The sequence below is a fragment of the Frigoribacterium sp. CFBP 8751 genome (assembly GCF_014841545.1).
GTDB lineage: Bacteria > Actinomycetota > Actinomycetes > Actinomycetales > Microbacteriaceae > Frigoribacterium.
Genome location: NZ_JACYUB010000001.1, coordinates 1177606 through 1197712, shown reverse-complemented (window position 1 = coordinate 1197712; position 20107 = coordinate 1177606). Strand labels below are relative to the sequence as shown.

Below are 20107 nucleotides of genomic sequence, written 5' to 3'. Positions count from 1 at the left end.
GTCACCGGGCGAGCACCCGGCGCAGCACCGCGCGCTCCCCCAGCGTCCAGGCCGCGCTCGTCACGAGGTAGAGAGCGGCGGCGAGCGGCGCGAACGCCGCGAACAGCACGCTGACGAACGGCAACCACCGCAGCACGCCCGCCGTGCCGGGGAGCGCCTCCTGCCCGGGCCCCGCCGTCGCGACGGTCGCCGGTCCGGTGAAACGCAGCGTGGCGCGCCGGCTCAGCTCGACGACGATCGCCAGCAGCACGAGCAGCACCAGATAGGGCCAGACCGCGGCGAACCCGGTCCCGAGCGTGACGACGAGGTTCGCCCCGAGCGCCGCACCGCCGAGCGTGTGCGTCAACAGGGTGCTGGCGTGACCGGCGATCTCGGCATGCGCGAACAGCGAGTAGACGGCGGTGAGCACGGGGGCCTGCGCGAGCGTCGGCAGGCAGCCGGCCAGCGGAGACACCTTCTCGGAGGCGTACAGCGCCATCAGTGCCTTGCTCCGGGCCTCGGGGTCGGTGATCCGGCGGGTGAGGTCGGCGATCGCCGGGGCGAGTCGACGGCGGGCGATCTCGGCGCGCACCTGGGACACACCCACCGGCACGAGCACGAGGCGGACGAGCAGCGTGAACAGCACGACGCCGAGGGCGGCGGCGGACGCCCCGGCGACCGGTTCGACGAGCACGCCGAGGGTGGTGACGAGCGACTGCAGACCGCCGAGGACGACGGCGATCGGGGGAAAGGTGGACAGGTCCATGAGGACTCCTCGGTCAGAGAGACGGTGGGTGTCTTCTGGCCGCCGAGGGTCGTCGGATCGACGCGACGTCGGATCGACGCGGGCGCGGGTGCGCTCAGGCGGCCGGGACGGCCCGCCCGGGAGCCCGGGACCGCACGTGCCCGCGGGCGTCGGGGTCGCGTCGCCAGACGAGGAGGCGCGTGCCGGCTTCTTCACGGAGCGTCACCTCGGGCACCGCCCCCGCCAGCCCGCAGAGCGTAGGCACGACCCGGGCCACGCCGAGCGCGACCACCGCGGTGGCGGCGCCGAGCAGGCCGACGAGCACGACCGCGGACAGCGGCGCCCCGCCGGACGAGAGCACGGCCTCGACGAACGCCGCGAGGGGCGCCAGCATCGAGAGGCCGAGGGTCATGCCGACGACCCTAGCCGACGGTCCTACCATCGGGGCAGTGTTCTCGGGAACACCAAGCTGTCCCGGGCGGTTGACGCCGAGAGCCACCGCCCCACCCCGAGAGGACTCCCGATGACCGTCGACTGGATCACCCTGCAGAAGACCGCCCACGACGAGTTCGCCCGCCGCGTCGAGGCCGTGGCCGACTGGGACGCCCCGACGCCCGACACCGAGTGGAAGGTGCGCGACCTCGTGCGACACGTCACGCGCGAGCAGCAGTGGGTGCCGCTCCTGCTCGAGGGCGGCGACCCCGCCGAGGCCGAGAACTCGATCGAGCCGCTCGGCGACGACCTCGTCGAGGCCTGGCACCGGTGGTCGAGCGCGGCCACCGCCGCCTGGAGCGAGGCCGACCCCCACGCCGAGGTGCGGCTGAGCGCCGATGTCGTGCCCGTGCACGAGTACCTCGCCGAGCAGGTCGCCGACGTCACGATCCACACCTGGGACCTCGCCCGCGCCGTGGGCACCGACGAAGAACTCGACGACGCGCTGGTCGAGGCCGTCTGGGGCGTGTTCGCACCGCAGAAGGACGCCCTCGAGGCCTCGGGCCTGTTCGCTTCGCCGGTACCGGTCGACGACGACGCCCCGCTGCGCATCCGCCTGCTCGCCCTCACCGGGCGCGACGCCCGCTGAGGCGGCGCGGGCCCGGCGTCCCCGCGCGGGCCCGACCGGGGGCGTCCTCGGCGAGGCGACCCGCGCCTCCCGGGGGTTCATCACCCGGCCCTGCCAAGGTGGTGGCATGACCGCCCCGTTCGACCGCCCGTGGCTGCACAGCTACGCCCCCGACGTCCCCGACGACATCGAGCCCGTGACGGGCAGCCTCGTCGACCTCATCGACGACGCCGTGTCGACGTACCGGCACAAACCGGCCCTCGAGTTCTTCGGCCGTGAGACCAGCTACCGCGACCTCGGCGACCAGGTCGCGCGCGCGGCCGAGGGCCTCAGGAGGCTCGGCGTGGGTCGCGGCGACCGGGTCGCGTTGATCCTGCCGAACAGCCCGCAGCACGTGGTGGCGTTCTACGCCGTGCTGCGCCTGGGCGCCGTCGTGGTCGAGCACAACCCGCTCTACACCGACCGCGAGCTGCGGCACCTCTTCGAGGACCACGGCGCCACGATCGCCGTCGCGTGGGACAAGCTGGTCGACCGGCTGCGCGCCCTGCCCGCCGACATCGGCTTCTCGACCGTCGTCTCGGTCGACGTGACGAAGGGCATGCCGCTCGGCACGCGCCTCGCCCTCAAGCTGCCGGTGCCCGCCGCCAAGAAGAGCCGGGCGGCCCTGACCGACGGGGCCGAGGGCGACGTCACCTGGCAGGGCCTGCTGGCGAACCGTCCGCTGCGGAAGAAGCACCCCCGCCCCGACGTCGACGACATCGCCCTGCTGCAGTACACCAGCGGCACCACGGGGTCGCCGAAGGGCGCGATCCTGACGCACCGCAACCTCCGCAGCAACGCCGCGCAGGGCCGCGCCTGGGTGCCCGGCCTGGTCGACGGCGACGAGACGGTCTACGGCGTGCTGCCGTTCTTCCACGCCTACGGCCTCACGCTCTGCCTCACCTTCGCGATGAGCATCGGGGCACGCCTCGTCCTGTTCCCGAAGTTCGACGTCGACCTCGTGCTCAAGGCCGCGAAGAAGCACCCGCCGACCTTCCTGCCGGCCGTTCCCCCGATCTACCAGCGTCTGGCCGACGCGGCCCGCGAGCGCGGCGTCGACCTGTCGTCGGCTCGCTTCGCCATCTCGGGCGCCATGAACCTGCCGACCGCGGTCGTCCAGGCCTGGGAGGGCGTCACGGGCGGCATGCTCGTCGAGGGCTTCGGCCTGACCGAGACCTCGCCCGTCGCGCTCGGCAACCCGATCGGACCGACCCGCCGCGTCGGCACCGTCGGCGTGCCGTTCCCGTCGACCGAGGCGATGGTCGTCGACCGTGACGACCCCGACCCGAGCCGTCCGGTCGTGGCCGGGGCCGCGGGTGAACTGCTGCTGCGCGGGCCGCAGGTCTTCCGCGGTTACTGGAACCGCCCCGACGAGACCGCCGAGGCGTTCCTCGAGGGCGGTTGGTTCCGCACCGGCGACATCGTGACCATGAGTGCCGACGGGTACGTCACGATCGTCGACCGCATCAAGGAGCTCATCGTCACGGGCGGCTTCAACGTCGCCCCCTCCGAGGTCGAGGAGGCCGTGCGCAACGCGCCCGGCGTGGCCGAGGTCGCCGTGGTCGGCCTGCCCCGGTCGGGCGGCGGCGAGGACGTCGTGGCGGCCGTCGTGCTCGAGCCCGGCGCCTCGTTCGACGCCGAGGCCATCCGCGACGCCTCACGCGGCCAACTGGCGGCCTACAAGGTGCCGCGCCGGGTCGTGCAGCTCGACGAGTTGCCGAAGTCGCTGATCGGCAAGGTGCTCCGGCGCGAGGTGCGCGACCGGCTCATCGCCGCGGGCTGAGCGCCGAGGCAGGGTGGCGGGCGGGTCACGGCCGGCCGAACCGGCCGGCCGGGATGTCGGCAGGCCCGGTCGCCGAGATCAGAGCCGCTGCCACCGGTCCGTCGGCCAGCTGATCACGAAGACCCGCCCGATCACGTCGTCGACGGGCACGAAGCCCGCGTAGGGCCCGGTCTGGTGGGCGCGCGAGTCCGCCGAGCGATCGCGGTTGTCGCCGAGCACCCAGAGCGCCCCCTCGGGCACGGTCACGTCGAAGTCGGTGGCCGAGGCCCGGGGGCCGCCGTCGGCGAGCGTGAGGTACGGCTCGTCCAGGGGCCGGCCGTTGACGAGCACGTGGCCGTCCGCGTCGCAACAGCTGACGTGGTCCCCCGGCAGCCCGATGACGCGCTTGACGAGATCCTGCCCGGCGTCGTCACCGTAGCCGAGCCACCCGCCCGGGTCCTCGAAGACGACGATGTCGCCCCGGTGCAGCGGCATCACGCGGGGGGCGAGTTCGTTCACCATGATGCGGTCGCCGATCATGAGCGTCTGCTCCATCGACCCCGACGGGATCGAGAAGCTGCGCACGAGGAACGTCCTGACGCCCCACGACAGCACCAGCCCGACCAGCACGATGGCCAGCAACTCGAGCAGCCACCGTCCCGTCGGGCCCCGCCGAGTCGAGGAGGCGCGGGTCGCCCCGGCCTCGTCGGTCGCGTCGGCGAGGGGGCTGGTGTCGGTCACCGGCTCATCCTGTCAGCGGACGCCCGGCCCCGCCCTCCCCGGTCAGGGGGCCGTCCGGTCGCGGGCGCACGGCTTCGGGCGGACGATCGCGCTGCGCGTCAGGCGCCGCGTCAGGCCGCCGTCCACCCGATGCGGTCGAGACGCGCGAGGGCGTGTTCCTCGGCGACGGGTCGCTTGCCGAGCACTCCCCCGACGCCGGCGAGCATGGCCTGGGCCGGTGCCCGGGTCGGCAGGTCGATCGGCCCGACGTGCGGCGCGCGCAGCCCGAGCAGCTCGCGGAAACGCGGCTGCAGCGTGCCGACCGCACCGTTGAAGAGCACGGGGTAGCCGACCTTCAGTGCGGGGAAGAGCGGCGGCCGCTTGATGAACTTCACGACGTCGTCGGTCCGGGCCGTCCGTTCGAGCACGCCCCGACGGTCGAAGTCCATCAGCTGCTGCTGCATCTCGGCGACGCTGCGCGGCGGGTTCGGCACGCCCATCAGCTCGCCGGCCGTGGCCCACTCGCGGACGTAGGCATCGGGCCCACCCGGGACCGGCTCGCGACCCCATTCGAGGTAGGCGGCGAGGAACGAGTCGGCGAAGGCCATGTGCACCCAGCTGAGCAGGTCGGGGTCGTTGGCGGCGTAGTCGTGGGTGACGCCGTTCCGGTCGTCGTACGTGCCGACGACCTTCGTGTGCAGGCGTGACACCCAGTTCGACGCGTGCGTCGCGGCCTCGCGGCTCCCGTACGAGACCGTGTAGATCCAGCGGATGGTCCCGGCCAGGCGACCGAGCGGGTCCTCGCGGAAGCGCGAGTGGTCGTGCACGCCGGCGAGCGCTCCCGGGTGAAGCGCCTGGACGAGCAGGGCCCGCACGCCGGCCGGGATGGTCGACATGGCACCGTGCACGGCCCACACCGCCGAGCCCGGCAGGAAGAACCCCTCGTCGTCGCCCTTCTCGAGGTCGGTGACCCACTCGGGCGTGCCCGTGTACTGCCCGTTGAAGGTGTACTGCAGGCGGGCGCGGAGCGGTTCGGTCAGTGCGGGCATGCCTCGATCATGCGCCGCGGTGGCTGGACGCTCACGGCGGACGTCGTTCGCGGTCCCGGCGGACGTGCGCCGCGCCTCCTGCGTCCCGGGGAGGAGAGCAGGAGGCGCGGCGGGCGGGACGGCGCAGGCGTCAGTTCCCGTGCGCCTCGACCGAGACGGGCTGCCACTCGTTCCACGTCTTCAGACGCGACTCGTAGTCCTTCGTGGCGATCTCGAGCGGTGCCTTGCCGAAGAAGATGCGCAGCGGCGGCTCGTCGGCGTCGACGACGGTGAGGATCGCCGAGCGGGTGGCCGTGGGGTCGCCGGGGTCGGCGGCCGAGGGACGCTTCGACGCGGCCTCGCGCACCTCGGCGTAGGCCTCGAGCTCGTCGCTGCGCGAGGCGGACGGACCGGACCAGTCGGTCGAGAAGCCGCCGGGCTCGACGAGGGTGACCTTGATGCCGAAGCCCGCGACCTCCTGGGCCAGCGACTGGCTGAAGCCCTCGAGTGCCCACTTCGAGGCGTGGTAGATGCCGACGGTCGGGAAGGCACTGATGCCGCCGATGCTCGACACCTGGACGATGTGCCCGGAGCCCTGCTCGCGCATGATCGGCAGCGCGGCCTGCGACACCCAGAGGGCACCGAACAGGTTGGTCTCGAGCTGGGCGCGGGCCTCGTCTTCGGTGATCTCCTCGATCATGCCGAAGTGGCCGAAGCCGGCGTTGTTCACGACGACGTCCAGGCGGCCGAAGTGCTCGGCGGCCTTCTTCACCGCAGCGACGTCGGCCGCACGGTCGTTCACGTCGAGCTGGATGGGCAGGAAGGAGTCGCCGTACGCGTCCACGAGGGGCGCGACGTCGTCGATCCTGCGTGCGGTGCCCGCGACCTGGTCGCCGCGTTCGAGGGCCGCCTCGGCCCACTCGCGGCCGAAGCCCTTGGATGCACCGGTGATGAACCAGACCTTGCTCACGATGTGTCGTTCCTCTCTTCGTGATGTCATGGACCATGCTGCGCCGCGCCTCCTCGTCCGCGGTCAGGTTGCCAGGCGGCCCGGAGCCGACGGGGTACGCCCGGCGGTCGATAGAGTGGCCCGGTGACCACCGACAGCGCTCGTCCCTGGCTCGACTCCTACGCACCCGGCGTGCCGCACGACCTCGAACCGGTCGACGGCTCGCTGCTCGACCTCGTCGAGGCCTCCGCCGCGCGGTACCCGAGGGCGGTGGCGCTCGAGTTCTTCGGGGCGACGACCACCTATTCCGAGCTCGTCGACCAGATCGCGCGGGCGGCCGAGGGGCTGCGCAAGCTCGGGGTCGGCCACGGCGACACCGTCGCGATCGTGTTGCCGAACGGTCCGCAACACGTCGTCGCGTTCTACGCCGTGCTGCGTCTCGGCGCGATCGTCGTCGAGCACAACCCGCTCTACACGCCGCGCGAGCTGCGTCACCAGTTCGAGGACCACGGCGCCAAGGTGGCCATCGCCTGGAACAAGGTGGTCGAGACCATCCAGGCCTTCCCCGACGACGTGGCCGTCGAGCACCTCGTCTCGGTCGACGTCACCCGGGCGATGCCGTTCACCACGCGGGCCGCCCTGGCCCTGCCGATCAAGAAGGCCCGCCAGTCCCGTGAGCGCCTCACGACGACCGTGACGGGCACCACGCCGTGGGAGAAGGTCGTCGGCTCGTCCCGCATCAAGGCGAAGCACCCGCGACCGACCACCGACGACCTCGCGGTCATCCAGTACACGAGCGGCACCACGGGCGCGCCCAAGGGTGCCCAGCTGACGCACCACAACCTCCTGTCGAACGCCGCGCAGGCCCAGGCCTGGGTGCCGACGATCGAACGCGGCACCTGCGTCGTCTACGCGGTGCTCCCGATGTTCCACGCGTACGGCCTGACGCTCTGCCTCACCTTCGCGATGAGCATGGAGGCCCGACTCGTGCTCTTCCCGGCCTTCGACCCGGCGCTGGTGCTCAAGGTCATGAAGAAGCACCCGCCGACCTTCCTCCCCGCGGTCCCCCCGATCTACGCCCGCCTGCAGAAGGCCGCCGACGACGCCGGCGTCTCGTTGAAGGGCGTCGACGTGGCGATCTCGGGTGCCATGCCTCTCTCGGCCGACGTCGTCGAGCCGTGGGAGGCCGAGTCCGGCGGTTGGTTGGTCGAGGGCTACGGGCTCTCCGAGTGCTCGCCCGTCCTCATGGCCAACCCGGTGGGGCCGACGCGCCGGGCCGGCACGGTCGGCCTGCCCCTGCCGGGCACCGAGGTACGCGTCGTCGACCCCGAGAACCCCACGGTCGACGTGGCGGCCGGCGAACGCGGCGAGCTGATCGTCCGCGGACCGCAGGTGTTCAGCGGGTACTACCGCAAGCCAAAAGAATCGGGCGAGGTCTTCGTCGACGGCGACTGGTTCCGCACCGGCGACATCGTCACCATCGACGACGACGGGTTCGTCCGCATCGTCGACCGCATCAAAGAGCTGATCATCACGGGCGGGTTCAACGTCTCGCCGTCCGAGGTCGAAGAGGTCCTGACCCGGTTCGAGGGCGTCGCCGAAGCCGCGGTGGTGGGTCTGCCCACCCCCGGCGGCGAACAGGTGGCCGCCGCGATCGTCGTGAAGCCGGGCGCCCACGTCGACGTCGCGGCCCTGCGCTCGTTCGCACGGAAGCACCTCACGCCGTACAAGGTGCCGCGGCGCATCGTCGTCGTCGACGACCTGCCCCGGTCGCTGATCGGCAAGGTCCTGCGCCGCAAGGTGCGCGACTCGCTCGCTGAGCGCTGAGACCGCACCCGCGCCTCCTCGACCGGACGCCGGTCAGGAGGCGCGGGTCGCTCGCCTTCGATGCGGTCGGTCGGTCGGTCGGCCCGGGAGGCGCGGGTCAGCTGGGCGAGACGCGATCGTTGACGCGTCCCTCGGCCAACCAGGCGAGACGCTGCAGCGCCTCTTTGTTGCGCCAGTGCAGCGGAGGGTCCATCAGGGGCTTCGGCACCAGCCGACCGGGGCCCGCGACGGCGTACTCGGTCATCGTGACGAAGCAGCCGCCCATGCGGTTGCGCACGTCGATCTCGACCCGGGCCTCGCCCATCGGCCAGCCCCTGGCGTGGAACACGGCCCGGACCGGAGGGTCCCACTCGAGGATGGTCGTCACGTCGTCGATGACCAACGGCCAGACTCCGAACGAGTGGTGGACCCTGGCCTCGACGCTCGGCCAGGTCAGGTCGACCTCGCGGATGCGCGCCGACCCGACGACCCAGCTCGTGAAGAGCCACCCGTCGCTCAGCACGTCGAAGACGTCGTGGGGCGAGGCCTCGATGAAGCGGTGCGTGGTGCTCATCCGTCGATCCTGGCACGGTCCCCGCGCGCCGCGCACCCCCTCTGACGCGCTCCTGCCGCCGTGGATCAGATCGGGCGTCGGGCGCCTCCCCCGTCGGGAGTCGACCCGATCAGGAGTCGACGCCGAGGTACGGCAGCCGGTCGATGCCGAACTCGTGCTTCAGGGCGCTGCGCGCGGCGTAGGCGCCACCCAGCCCGTGCACGGAGGGGCCCGGCGGGGTCGAGGACGAGCACAGGTAGAGGCCCGGCGTCGGCGTGCGCCACGGTTCGGTCGACAGCGTCGGCCGTGCCGCCAGCTGCCAGACGCTCGGGGCCCCGGCGGCGATGTCGCCGCCGATGTAGTTGGGGTCGTGCGCCTCGAGGTCGACCGCCGTCCGGCTGTTCGTGGCGAGGATCGTGTCGCGAAATCCCGGTGCGAAGCGCTCGATGCCGGCGATGACGGTCTCGGTCTGGTCGACCGTGGACCCTCGCGGAACGTGCGTGTACGCCCACAGGGCTTGCTGACCGTCGGGGGCGCGCGTGCCGTCGACCACGCCCGCCTGGGCCACCAGGACGTACGGCGTGCGGGCGTGTCGACCCGAGGCGACGTCGTGCTCGCCGGAGGCGATCTCGGCCCGCGTCCCCCCGAGGTGCAGCGTGGGGCTGCGCCGGGCCTCGTCGTTCGCCCAGGGCACCGGCCCCGACAGCGCGAAGTCGACCTTGGCCGCCGCGTTCCCGTAGCGGAAGCGCCGCAGGGCGCGCTCGTACCGGTCGGGCAGACGACTGCCCGCGATGTCGGCCAGGGCCCGGGCGCTCGTGTCGAAGATCGTGGCCCTCGCCCTCGGCAGCTCGTCGATCGACGTGACGTCCACGCCCGTCGTGATGGTGCCTCCGTGGGCCAGGACGTCGTCGGCCATGGCGTCGACGATCGACTGGCTGCCACCGGTCGGCACCGGCCAGCCCCGGGCGTGCGCGTGGACGGCCAGGACGAGCCCGGCGGCCGAGGTCGACAGGCTCGGCATCGGGCGGATCGCGTGGGCCATCACCCCGGCGAGCATGGCCGGGGCCTCGTCACCCGAGAACCCGGCGTTCCACCAGGGGCCGCTCTGTGACAGGGCGGCCAGACCGAAGCGCGCGAGGGTCACCGGGTCGTCCGGCACCCGGACGAGCTCGCGCATCGTGAACTTCGCCATGCGGGGCTCGGTCTCGACGAGGCCCCGGAGGAGGCGCGCCCAGGCGGCCCCGTCGGCTCCGAGCCCGTCCGCCGTCCGGTCGAGGTCACGGTAGGCGATGCCCGCGCGCCCGCCGTCGAGCGGGTGGGCGTACGAGATCTCGGGGACCGTGAGTTCGATCCGGCGGTCGAGTTGGAATCGCCGGAAGAACCCCGAGGCGAGGGCCATGGGGTGCACGGCCGAACAGATGTCGTGACGGAAGCCCGGCAGGGTCGCCTCCTGGGTGCGCGCTCCCCCACCGATCGTGTCGGCCCGTTCGACGACCTCGACGCGGAGACCGGCCCGAGCGAGCACCACGGCCGCCGCGAGACCGTTGGGCCCCGCGCCGACGACGACCGCGTCCACCTCGGGCGCGGCGCTCATGCCCGACGCCCGCGGGTCACCCGACCCACCACGGCGGCGGTGGCGGCCGCGGACGCTCCCACCACGGCCCCCACGGTCAGGGCGCGGTTCCGGGTGTACCAGACCTGCGGACTCGTGGTGCGCGCGCGGTCGCTGAAGATGCCGCGAGCCCCGTGGTCGCCGGCCGTGGGCTCGTAGAGGTTGTCGGGCAGCATGGGTTCGCTCTTGTCGGGAGCCTGCTGGCCGGAGTACCCGCTCTTGGCGAGGTAGACGTCGAGGAAGTTCGCGACGAACCGGTTGCCGAGCACCGTCATGACGGTGGGCTCGCCGAGCCAGGTCCGGCGACGCGGCTTGTCGGCGACGTCGGCGATCGCCCGCGCCCCGACCTCGGGTTCGAAGATGGGCGGCACGGGCTGGGGGTGCTCGGGCAGGGTCGAGCGCACCCAGTTGAACTGGATGGTGTTGAGGGCCGGCATGTCGACCGTGCTGATCCGCACCGAGCTCTTGTTGTGGATCAACTCGGTGGTCACCGACTCGGTGAACCCCTGGACGGCGTGCTTCGCGCCGCAGTACGAGGCCTGGAGCGGGATGCCCCGGTGGGCGAGCGCCGACCCCACCTGGATGACCTGACCGCGGTCACGGGGCACCATGCGCGACAGGGCCGCACGAGTGCCGTTGACGAAGCCGAAGTAGTTGACGGCCGTGGCCCGCTCGAAGTCGTCGGGGTCCGTCTCGAGGAACTCGCCGAACACACCGACCATCGCGTCGTTGACCCAGAGGTCGATCGGGCCGAGCTCGGCCTCGACGCGATCGGCGGCCGACTCGACCTGGGCGCGATCGGCCACGTCGGTCGAGATGCCCAGCGCGCGGCGACCGGCGGCCTCGACGTCGCGGACGGCCCCGTCGAGGCCGTCCTGTCCCCGAGCGAGGATCGCGACGTCCCATCCGCGCGCGGCGAGCTCTCGGACGGTGGCCCGGCCGAGTCCCGCGGACCCCCCGGTGACGACGGCGGTTCTCGTGCTGGTCATGGTGCTCCCTCGGGCCTCTCGGCGTGTCATGGATTGATCCCCGACGCTAGTCCGCGACCGGGGGTCCGTCCCGGGGGAGATGCCCAGGTGTCAGATGTCGAAGCCTCCGCCGAAGTCGCCTCCGCCGAAGTCCCCACCCCCGAAGTCGCCGAAGCCCCCGCCGGAGTCGCCACCCCCGTCGGCACCGAAGTCGCCGCCGCCGTCGCTCGCCGTCTCGGTGCCGGAGTCGGCACCGCCGTCCGCTCCGCCGTCGCCCTCGGAGCCCTGGTCGCCGCCGGCGTCGTCACCCGAGCCTCCGTCCGCCGTCACCCCGGCGTCGGGCAGGAACGCGCTCATCAGCGTCGATCCGATGACGTACCCGGCGACCGTGCCCAGGATCGAGCCCCCGATGATCGAACCCATGCCCGGGCCCTGACGGAGGGGCTGGCCGTTCGGCCCGACCTGCTGCCGCCCGTCCGCGCCGCCGCCGAGGGTGCGCTCGAGGGTTCCGGGTCGTCGGAGCTCGGACCGGGTGGCGGCCTGGGCGAGCGAGCCGGCGTCGTCGCCGCGCGGTGCCTCGCCGGGGCTCGACTCGGTCGTCAGCTGGTCGAAGACGAGACGGCGTTGTTCGGGGCTGAGCTTCGCGAACGCCTCGGCGTGCACCTGCTCGATGGTCTCGGGCGGGGCGGTCTTCAGCAGGTAGCGGTACCGCTCGACGGCGATCTCGTCGTCGCTGCGGGCCGGGCCGGCACCGACCGACGCGGACGGGACCGGGGGCTGCTGGCCGTGGCCCTGCTGCGCGTACCCCTGCTGCGGGGCGGCGGGCTGCTCGTAGCTCTGCTGCCCGTACCGGTAGCCCTGCGGAGCGGAGGGCTGCTGCGGCTGGCCCTGCTGCGGCTCGCGGCCGAGGAGGCGGTCGAGGAATCCCATGGTGGTGTCCTGTCGGATCGTGTGCTCGGTGCCGCGCGCGGGGCGCGACGTCGGTCTGCCCACCACGGTACGGATCGTCCCGGCCCGCCGCCTGGACGGCGACGGAACGTCAGCCGCGAACGTCCTGATCGACGGCGTCACGCGACGCGTCGTCGACGCCGGCTCGACGGCGGCGCACCGACCGGACGATGAGGAACACCACGACGCCCGCGATGGCGGCGTACACGACGTAGTCCAGGTACTTCGCGTACCGGTCGATGAGCTCGTACTGGGTGCCGAGGGCGGCGCCCAACCCGATCAACAGCCCGTTCCAGAGGCCGCTGCCCACGATCGTGAAGACCGAGAAGACCAGCAGGGGCATGCGCTCGGCACCGGCGGGAAGCGAGATGAGGCTGCGCACGCCCGGGATGAACCGGCCGAAGAACACCGCGGACCGCCCGTGGCGCTCGAACCAGCCGGCCGCCTTCTCGAAGTCGTGGCGGTCGACCAGCGGCAGCTTGGCCAGCCACCGGATGCTGCGGTCGAGACCGAGACCGGCCCCGAGCCCGTAGAGGACCAGGGCTCCCAGGTAGGCGCCGAGGGTGCTCAGCGCGATCAACAACACGATGTTCATCGACCCGGCGCCGGCCAGGAACCCGGCCAGCGGCAGGATGACCTCGCTGGGGATCGGCGGGAACACGGTCTCGACGAAGGTCAGCAGGGCGACGCCCCATTCACCGAGGGCGTCGATGACGCGCGCGGCGAACCCGACCAGGCCGTCGAGGTCGGCGACGACGTCCTGGCTCGAGGACGAGGAGGCGCGGAGGACGGGGGCTGTCGAGGTCATGGGTCCCAGGTGGTCGGTCGGGCGCTCGGGGGCGCAACGGATCGGCAGCCCCGAGTATGGCGGGGCAGCCTGCACGTCCGCCCACAACGCCCGGGTGGACTGCGCCTGACGAGGAACACCGGATCGCTTGCTAGATTGACCTGTGTCGGCTTGGTTTCCGACGTCGGACACACTGGAGAAACAGGACCCCCATGGGATCGCTCATCTACGGAACCTCGGGCATCGAGGTCGAGTTCGAGGACCGCGTGCTCGAACACCTCCAGATCGTCATCGCCACCAAGCTGCGTCGCCGCGAGTCGTTCTTCTTCTCGTGGCGCGACACACAGAAGGTCGGTGACGGTCGGAGCAGCATCTGGCTGGACGCCGGCATCCCCCTGTACTTCAAGTACTCCGGCGGCCGGGTGCCGTCGATCAACCGCGACTGGCTCACCGAGCTGACGGCCTCGTCGAACAGTTCGTCCGGCCTCGTGCTGACCGACGAACCGAGTCTCGACAACAGCACCAAGCGCCGCAGCTGACCAGGGTCGGGTGGCCGTCGAGCCTCAGCTCCGGCTGCCGCGCACCCGCCGCACCAGGGCGATGACGGCCCGCCAGCCCACGAGGAACACGCCGAGCACCACGATCGTCACGACCACGAAGCTGAGCTGCACGCCCTGACCGGCGACCACCCGCAGCAGCACCCCGATCACGGTGGTCGAGACCCAGACGACCGCGCCCGACCGGACGACCGACAGCGGCCAGCGGACCCCCGCCACGCTCACCCAGCCGACGACCGCGCCGACGACGAACGGCCACAGGGTGCCGAGCAGCCCGGGGAGGTCGAGGCCCTCGGCGTGACTGCGGCGCCCGATCGCGACGAAGGCCAGGACGGCGACGAGGTCGACGACGATCGGCCACCTGGCCTGGCCTGCGTCGCGTCGCCGGGTCGTGGTGGTCGCGGTCGGGGTGGGGCGCGTCATCTCAGGGTCCTCTCGTGGCATCGGCACCCGCAGTGGGTCGAACGGTGCCGGTTCAGCGGGACCGCGGCTGCTCGAGTGCGCGCGACAACTCTGCCAGGAGTTCGTCGACCTGCGGGGCCACGAGGCGGTCGATCGCCTCGGCGATGCGAGGGCGGTGCTGCACGAGGGCCAGGCACAGGCTCGTGCCCACGGCCTCCGCGTGGTCGCCGGCCAGGGTGATCTCGTGTCGCAGCGCGGCCTTGGCCTCGTCCGAGTACTCGGGTTCAGGCTCGGACTCGGCTCGCGGGGTGGGCTCGGGCTCGGGCTGGTGTTCCGATCGCGTCACGGGGTCAGGCGCGTCCGGCGGGAGCGCGTCGACCGGCGTCGCCGAGTCGGGCGGCAACAACCAGCCGTCGAGATCGTCGATGTCGAACGAGGCGGCACCGACGTCGGGCTCGGTGATCGGCCCTGCGGGCTCGCCACCCGCGACGGAGGGGTCGGGCGGGACGAGACCGTCGTCCGGGGGCATCCCCGCGAGACCGGCGAGCGTGAAGAGGAACGGCTGCCCCGGTTCGGGCTCGGGGTCGAGGTCGAGGCCCTGGAACTCGGGGTCGAGACCCTGCTCGGGTCGGTAGCCCCGCGCCTCCTGGGCTTCGGCGAGTCGCAGCTCGCGCGTCACGAGAGGCAGGTTGCGGGCCGTGTACTCGTCGACGTCGTCGTCGACGATCTGCCGCATCCGGTTCAACAGCGCGTGCTGCACGGCGTGCGGCACGTCGTGGTCGAAACCGGCCGCCGTGGCCACGGGCGAGCCGAGGCACACCCGACAGGGTCGCGTGCGACCCCGGGCGGTGCCGATGTGCCACCGTGGCAGCCAGCGCAGCCAGGCGTCGACGGCCGAGCTGACGCGTCCCTCGATCTGCTCGGCCATGCCCTCGAATCTAGGGCGAAAAGCCACCCGAGAGCCGACACGCCCGGGCGATTCCCGGGGATCGTGGTCCCGAACCGGCCTCGCGAGGCCGATGCGTGAGCTCAGCCCGACGTGACGAAGTCGATCAGCTCTTCGACCCGGCCGAGCACCGACGGTTCGAGGTCGGCGTAGCTGCGCACGCGCGACAGGATGTGCTGCCAGGCCCGGGCGATGTCGGCCTGGTCGTCGTGCGGCCAGCCCATCGCCTCGCAGACGCCGTGCTTCCACTCGACCGAGCGGGGCACGACGGGCCAGGCGTCGATGCCGAGGCGGCCCGGCTTCACGGCCTGCCACACGTCGACGAACGGGTGCCCGACGACGAGCACGTGGCGGCCCAGCGGACTGCGGGCGATGCCCCCGGCGACGCGGCTCTCTTTCGAGCCCGGGACGAGGTGGTCGACGAGCACGCCGACGCGTCGCTCGGGCCCCGGCCGGAAATCGCGCAGCACGTCGGCCAGGTGGTCGACGCCCTCGAGGTACTCGACGACGACGCCCTCGACCCGCAGGTCGGAGCCCCAGACCTTCTCGACCAACTCGGCGTCGTGTCGCCCCTCGACGAAGATGCGGCTCTGACGGGCGACCCGGGCCTTCGCCCCCTCGACGGCGAACGAGCCGGAGGCCGTGCGTGCTCGGCCCTGAGGTGCCGTTCGCGGTACCCGCAACGCGACGGGGGCGCCGTCGATGAGGAACGAACCGGCCAGGGGGAAGGCCCGCACCCGGCCCTTCCAGTCCTCGAGTTCGACGGTGCCGGCCTCGACGCGCACGATCGCCCCGGTGAAACCCGTCCGGACCTCTTCGACCACGAGGTCGCGGACGGCGTCGGTCGGCGTCGGCGCGGGCCTCGACGATCGCTTCCAGTCGCCGGCGAGCACGTCGGCACCGTACCGGTCGTCATTCACGGGGGCCTCCAGAGCGGGGTCGGGGTTGATAGGGGCGGGGCGGACCCTTGCGTGGACCGTCTCCGGTCGGTGTCGCGGGCCGTCCGGGTGCACGGCCCGGCCGGGGTGACGCAGCAGGAGGCGCGGTGCCGATCCGCGGGGTCTCGGACGGCGGACGGGCGCTCGCGCGCGGTGGACGTGCCGCCGACGGGCCGGACCGGAGGGTCTCGACGACCGGGGTCGACGGTCTGGACGCGACCCGCGCCTCCGGGTCGGACGCGGCCGCACGGGCCGCGACGCCCGGCGGGATCGGCGTGAACCCGGCGGCGAAGACCCAGACCAGACCGCCCAGGACGAAGAGCACGAACGCGGCCGACACGGCCGCCGGCAACCACCAGACGGTGAGAGGGCCGCTCTGCGAGACCGTCGCGACGACGAACAACGCGGCGACGAACCACAAGGAGGCGCTGGTCGCCACGGCGAGGTACCGCGCGTACCGGCGCCTCATCTCGGCCCGGTTCGGCGGTTGCTTCCAGAACGCGGCATGCGGGACGAGCACGTGGCGGACGGGCGTCACCGCGAGGAACAGCACCGAGACCAGCCAGGTCACGACGATGCCGACCACGAGGACGGCGCCGAGCAGGACGAGGTCGCTGCGGCTGGCCGCGAACGCCGACCCGCCGGTCTCGCTGAGGTGGACCATCACGACCCGGCCGGGCAGGACGCGCGAGGCGACGGCCAGTGTCACGAGGACGCCGACGAGGGCGACCGCCACGGGCACGGCGGGGCGCAGACGCGCGACGAGGTTCATCGTGCGCCGCACCCTGCCGCGGCCGTGGTCACGTCGATCAGGCCTGCGCCCGCTCGAGCACCAGCTCGCGGACGCGCGCGGCGTCCGCCTGACCCTTCATGGCCTTCATGACGGCGCCGATGACGGCACCGGCCGCCTGCACCTTCCCGTCACGGATCTTCGCGAGCACGTCGGGCTGGCTGGCCAGGGCCTCGTCGATCGCCGCGATCAAGGCGCCGTCGTCGGAGACGACCTTGAGCCCGCGAGCCTCGACGACCTCGGACGGGCTGCCCTCGCCGGCGACGACGCCCTCGAGCACCTGGCGGGCCAGTCGGTCGGTCAGCTCGCCGCTCTCGACGAGCGCGATGAGCTCGCTGACGTGCATCGGCGACACGAGGCTCGAGGCCTCGACACCCTGGGCGTTGGCGAGGCGGGCGATCTCGCCGGTCCACCACTTGCGTGCGGCCTGGGGCGAGGCACCGGCGGCGACGGTCTCGACGAGTTCGGTGAGCAGCCCCGAGTTCACGACGTCCTGGAACTCGAGGTCGGCGAAGCCCCACTCGGACTTGAGCCGGCGACGCTGGGCCACCGGCGCCTCGGGCAGGGCGAGGCGAAGTTCTTCGACGAGCTCGCGCGGAGGGACGACGGGCAGCAGGTCGGGCTCGGGGAAGTAGCGGTAGTCGTCGGCGTCGCTCTTCGGGCGGCCAGCCGAGGTGCGACCGGTGTCTTCGTGCCAGTGGCGCGTCTCTTGCGTGATGGTGCCGCCTGCGGCGAGAATCGCGGCCTGGCGCTGGATCTCGTGGCGGACCGCGCGCTCGACCGAGCGGAACGAGTTGACGTTCTTGGTCTCGGTGCGGGTGCCGAGCTTCTCTTGCCCGTGCGGACGGAGGGACACGTTCGCGTCGCAGCGCAGGTTGCCGCGCTCCATGCGGGCCTCGCTGACGCCCAGGGCCCGGACGATGTCGCGGATGGTCGAGACGTAGGCCGCTCCCAGCTCGGGGCCCTTGGCGCCCGCACCGATGATCGGCTTGGTGACGATCTCGACGAGCGGGATGCCCGCACGGTTGTAGTCGACGAGCGAGTACTCGGCGCCCTGGATGCGACCGGTCGACCCACCGACGTGCGTCAGCTTGCCGGCGTCTTCTTCCATGTGGGCGCGCTCGATCGGGATGGCGAAGATCGTCCCGTCGGGCAGTTCGACCTCGACCTCGCCCTCGAACGCGATCGGTTCGTCGAATTGACTGACCTGGTAGTTCTTGGGGTTGTCGGGGTAGAAGTAGTTCTTCCGGGCGAAGCGCGAACTCTCGGCGATCGAGCAGCCCAGGGCCAGGCCGAGGCTGATCGAGTAGCGCACGGCCTGCTCGTTGACCACCGGCAGCGAGCCGGGCAGGCCCAGGTCGACCGGGGTGACGTTGGTGTTGGGCTCGCCGCCGAAGAAGTTCGGGGCGTCCGAGAACATCTTGGTCTTGGTCGCGAGCTCGACGTGCACCTCGAAGCCGAGGACGACCTCGAACTGCTCGAGAGCCTTCTCGTAGTCCATCAGGTCTGCCTTGGCCATCAGATGACTCCCTCGGTGGCGGCGGTCTGCTCGGTCGCGCTCAGGTCGGGCGCGCGCGAGATGAGCGTGTGGCCCCAGCCCTGCTCGAGCAACTGCTCGAGGGCGGCGCCGTAGGTGTAGAGGCGGGCGTCGCCGCGCGCGGGGGCCATGAACTGCAACCCCGTCGGCAGACCGTCTTCTTCGGCCAGGCCCATCGGGACCGTGATGCCGGGGATGCCGGCCAGGTTGGCGGGGATGGTCGTGATGTCGTTGAGGTACATCGCCAGCGGGTCGTCGATCTTCTCGCCGAGTCGGAACGCCGTGGTGGGCGCCGAGGGCGAGACGAGCACGTCGACCTGGTCGAACGCGGCCGCGAAGTCACGCTGCACGAGGGTACGCACCTTCTGTGCGCTGCCGTAGTAGGCGTCGTAGTAGCCGGCGCTCAGGGCGTAGGTGCCGAGGATGATGCGACGCTTCACCTCGGGGCCGAAGCCGGCCTCGCGCGTGGCGGCCATGACGTCCTCGACGGTGCCGCCGCCCGCGGGGACGACCCGCAGGCCGAAGCGCACCGAGTCGAACTTGGCGAGGTTGCTCGACGCCTCGGCCGGAAGGATCAGGTAGTAGGCGCTGATCGCGTGCTCGAAGCTGGGGGCCGAGATCTCGACGATCTCGGCACCGGCCGCGCTCATGAGCTCGAGGGCCTCGGCGAAGCGGGCCTTGACGCCGGCCTGGAAGCCCTCGCCGTTCAGTTCGCGGACGACGCCGACGCGGACGCCCGCCAGGGCGCCGCCGGCGAGACCGGTTCGGGCCGCCTCGGTGAACGACGGCCAGGCGTCGCGCAGCGAGGTGGAGTCGCGAGGGTCGTGCCCGGTGATGACGTCGTGCAGCATGGCGCTGTCGAGCACGGTGCGGCTGACGGGACCGACCTGGTCGAGCGAGCTGGCCAGGGCGATCGCGCCGTAGCGGCTGACCGACCCGTAGGTCGGCTTGACCCCGACGGTGCCGGTGACGGCGCCCGGCTGGCGGATGGACCCGCCGGTGTCGCTGCCGAGGGCGAGGGGCGCCTCGAAGGCGGCGACGGCGGCCGCGGAGCCACCGCCCGACCCGCCGGGGATGCGGTCGAGCGACCACGGGTTGTGCGTGGGCCCGTAGGCCGAGAACTCGGTCGACGAGCCCATGGCGAACTCGTCCATGTTGGTCTTGCCGAGCGGGACGAGGTCGGCCGCGCGCAGCTTGGCGACGACGGTCGCGTCGTAGGGCGGCACCCAGCCCTCGAGGATCTTGCTGCCCGAGGTCGACGGCATGTCGATCGTGCACAGGACGTCCTTGATGGCGATCGGGACGCCGGCGAGCGGGCCGAGGGCCTCGCCCGCGGCACGACGACGGTCGACGTCGGCGGCCGTGTCGAGCGCGGCCGAGCTGACGTGCAGGAAGGCGTGGACGTCGCCGTCGACCGCCTCGATGCGGTCGAGGTGGGCGCGCGTGACGTCGACCGACGACACGTCGCCGGCGGCGAGGCGGGTCGACAGCTCGGCGGCCGACAGGTGGACGAGCGAGGTGGTGTCGGTCATGGCTACTGCTCTTCTCCCAGGATCGCGCTCACCCGGAAGCGCGAACCGTCGTGGTCGGGGGCGCCGGACAGCGCCTGCTCGGCCGTGAGCGTCTCGCCCACGACGTCGGGCCGGAACACGTTCTCGAGCGGGATGGGGTGGCTCGTCGCGGGGACGTCGTCGGTGGCGACCTCTCGGACCTTGGCGACGCTGTCGACGATGTGGCCGAGTTCGGTGGTCATCGTGTCGATCTCGGCCTCGGTGAGGGCGATGCGGGCGAGACCGGCGAGGTGCTGCACCTGCTCGCGCGTGATTTCGGACATGCTTCTCTCTCACGTGGTCGTGCGGGGGTACCGCGGCGGGGCTACCGGACGATTCTACGGGGCGGCACCGACGCCGGGGCCCCGGTCCGTCGCAGGGCCCCCGGCCGCCGCGCGGCGGGCCACGAGCCAGAACCCCGTCCCCTCCCG

Annotated in this window: 21 protein-coding genes; 4 read left to right on the top strand and 17 right to left on the bottom strand. The window is 72.4% G+C overall.

Going from position 1 to position 20107, the window contains the following annotated elements:
- Window position 1: 1 nt before the first annotated feature.
- Together yidC and IFT88_RS05725 are read right to left on the bottom strand one after the other, a co-directional pair.
- On the bottom strand, window positions 2-745 hold the full coding sequence (gene yidC, locus IFT88_RS05730) for a membrane protein insertase YidC (protein WP_192119325.1): 744 nt from the start codon (window positions 743-745) through the stop codon (window positions 2-4).
- Window positions 746-839: 94 nt separating this feature from the next.
- Window positions 840-1136, bottom strand: a complete 297-nt coding sequence (locus IFT88_RS05725) for a DUF6412 domain-containing protein (RefSeq protein WP_192119323.1) — start codon at window positions 1134-1136, stop codon at window positions 840-842.
- Window positions 1137-1247: 111 nt separating this feature from the next.
- On the opposite strand from IFT88_RS05725, the gene IFT88_RS05720 reads away from it, so the two are divergent.
- Complete coding sequence (locus tag IFT88_RS05720) at window positions 1248-1805, top strand: TIGR03086 family metal-binding protein (RefSeq protein ID WP_043594186.1); 558 nt, start codon at window positions 1248-1250, stop codon at window positions 1803-1805.
- Between the two features lie 106 nt (window positions 1806-1911).
- Window positions 1912-3606, top strand: coding sequence for a long-chain-fatty-acid--CoA ligase (locus IFT88_RS05715; RefSeq protein ID WP_043594185.1), 1695 nt, complete (start codon window positions 1912-1914; stop codon window positions 3604-3606).
- A 78-nt stretch (window positions 3607-3684) separates the two neighbouring features.
- On the opposite strand, the gene lepB is transcribed toward IFT88_RS05715, so the two are convergent.
- The 3 genes from lepB to IFT88_RS05700 all read right to left on the bottom strand — a co-directional run bounded on the left by lepB (window position 3685) and on the right by IFT88_RS05700 (window position 6303).
- Entirely contained in the window at window positions 3685-4326 is a 642-nt protein-coding gene (lepB, locus tag IFT88_RS05710; RefSeq protein ID WP_043594183.1) for a signal peptidase I, read from the bottom strand.
- A 110-nt stretch (window positions 4327-4436) separates the two neighbouring features.
- Window positions 4437-5354 (bottom strand): oxygenase MpaB family protein, encoded by a 918-nt coding sequence (locus IFT88_RS05705; RefSeq protein ID WP_043594181.1) that lies wholly within the window; start codon window positions 5352-5354, stop codon window positions 4437-4439.
- 130 nt (window positions 5355-5484) lie between these two features.
- Complete coding sequence (locus IFT88_RS05700) at window positions 5485-6303, bottom strand: SDR family oxidoreductase (protein WP_200925478.1); 819 nt, start codon at window positions 6301-6303, stop codon at window positions 5485-5487.
- 123 nt (window positions 6304-6426) lie between these two features.
- Here IFT88_RS05700 and IFT88_RS05695 point away from each other — a divergent pair, with 123 nt between their 5' ends.
- The gene (locus IFT88_RS05695; protein ID WP_192119321.1) at window positions 6427-8109 is read left to right on the top strand and encodes a long-chain-fatty-acid--CoA ligase; all 1683 of its coding nucleotides are present in this window, start codon (window positions 6427-6429) and stop codon (window positions 8107-8109) included.
- Window positions 8110-8206: 97 nt separating this feature from the next.
- On the opposite strand, the gene IFT88_RS05690 is transcribed toward IFT88_RS05695, so the two are convergent.
- The 5 genes from IFT88_RS05690 to IFT88_RS05670 all read right to left on the bottom strand — a co-directional run bounded on the left by IFT88_RS05690 (window position 8207) and on the right by IFT88_RS05670 (window position 12977).
- Entirely contained in the window at window positions 8207-8662 is a 456-nt protein-coding gene (locus IFT88_RS05690; protein WP_192119319.1) for an SRPBCC family protein, read from the bottom strand.
- 109 nt (window positions 8663-8771) lie between these two features.
- Entirely contained in the window at window positions 8772-10235 is a 1464-nt protein-coding gene (locus IFT88_RS05685; protein ID WP_192119317.1) for a phytoene desaturase family protein, read from the bottom strand.
- Entirely contained in the window at window positions 10232-11242 is a 1011-nt protein-coding gene (locus IFT88_RS05680) for an SDR family oxidoreductase (RefSeq protein ID WP_043594173.1), read from the bottom strand. The genes IFT88_RS05685 and IFT88_RS05680 overlap by 4 nt, the downstream gene beginning before the upstream one ends.
- A gap of 90 nt (window positions 11243-11332) precedes the next feature.
- On the bottom strand, window positions 11333-12217 hold the full coding sequence (locus tag IFT88_RS05675) for a hypothetical protein (RefSeq protein WP_342212075.1): 885 nt from the start codon (window positions 12215-12217) through the stop codon (window positions 11333-11335).
- A gap of 43 nt (window positions 12218-12260) precedes the next feature.
- Complete coding sequence (locus IFT88_RS05670; RefSeq protein WP_192119315.1) at window positions 12261-12977, bottom strand: DedA family protein; 717 nt, start codon at window positions 12975-12977, stop codon at window positions 12261-12263.
- A gap of 191 nt (window positions 12978-13168) precedes the next feature.
- Here IFT88_RS05670 and IFT88_RS05665 point away from each other — a divergent pair, with 191 nt between their 5' ends.
- Window positions 13169-13495 (top strand): DUF7882 family protein, encoded by a 327-nt coding sequence (locus IFT88_RS05665; protein ID WP_043594170.1) that lies wholly within the window; start codon window positions 13169-13171, stop codon window positions 13493-13495.
- A 24-nt stretch (window positions 13496-13519) separates the two neighbouring features.
- Here IFT88_RS05665 and IFT88_RS05660 read toward each other — a convergent pair whose 3' ends face one another.
- From IFT88_RS05660 to gatC, 7 genes are all read right to left on the bottom strand, one after another.
- Complete coding sequence (locus IFT88_RS05660) at window positions 13520-13936, bottom strand: DUF3054 domain-containing protein (protein WP_192119313.1); 417 nt, start codon at window positions 13934-13936, stop codon at window positions 13520-13522.
- Window positions 13937-13988: 52 nt separating this feature from the next.
- Entirely contained in the window at window positions 13989-14843 is an 855-nt protein-coding gene (locus IFT88_RS05655; protein WP_192119311.1) for a spermidine/putrescine ABC transporter substrate-binding protein, read from the bottom strand.
- A 101-nt stretch (window positions 14844-14944) separates the two neighbouring features.
- Window positions 14945-15781 (bottom strand): DUF3097 family protein, encoded by an 837-nt coding sequence (locus IFT88_RS05650; RefSeq protein ID WP_192119309.1) that lies wholly within the window; start codon window positions 15779-15781, stop codon window positions 14945-14947.
- The gene (locus IFT88_RS05645; RefSeq protein WP_192119307.1) at window positions 15774-16571 is read right to left on the bottom strand and encodes a hypothetical protein; all 798 of its coding nucleotides are present in this window, start codon (window positions 16569-16571) and stop codon (window positions 15774-15776) included. Before IFT88_RS05645 ends, IFT88_RS05650 begins: the two co-directional genes overlap by 8 nt.
- A gap of 37 nt (window positions 16572-16608) precedes the next feature.
- A complete protein-coding gene (gene gatB, locus IFT88_RS05640; RefSeq protein WP_192119305.1) occupies window positions 16609-18108 on the bottom strand; it encodes an Asp-tRNA(Asn)/Glu-tRNA(Gln) amidotransferase subunit GatB in 1500 nt (499 codons plus the stop codon).
- Window positions 18108-19658, bottom strand: a complete 1551-nt coding sequence (gene gatA, locus IFT88_RS05635) for an Asp-tRNA(Asn)/Glu-tRNA(Gln) amidotransferase subunit GatA (protein WP_137847147.1) — start codon at window positions 19656-19658, stop codon at window positions 18108-18110. The genes gatB and gatA overlap by 1 nt, the downstream gene beginning before the upstream one ends.
- A 2-nt stretch (window positions 19659-19660) precedes the next feature.
- The gene (gene gatC / locus IFT88_RS05630; RefSeq protein ID WP_056229330.1) at window positions 19661-19960 is read right to left on the bottom strand and encodes an Asp-tRNA(Asn)/Glu-tRNA(Gln) amidotransferase subunit GatC; all 300 of its coding nucleotides are present in this window, start codon (window positions 19958-19960) and stop codon (window positions 19661-19663) included.
- Window positions 19961-20107: the final 147 nt, after the last annotated feature.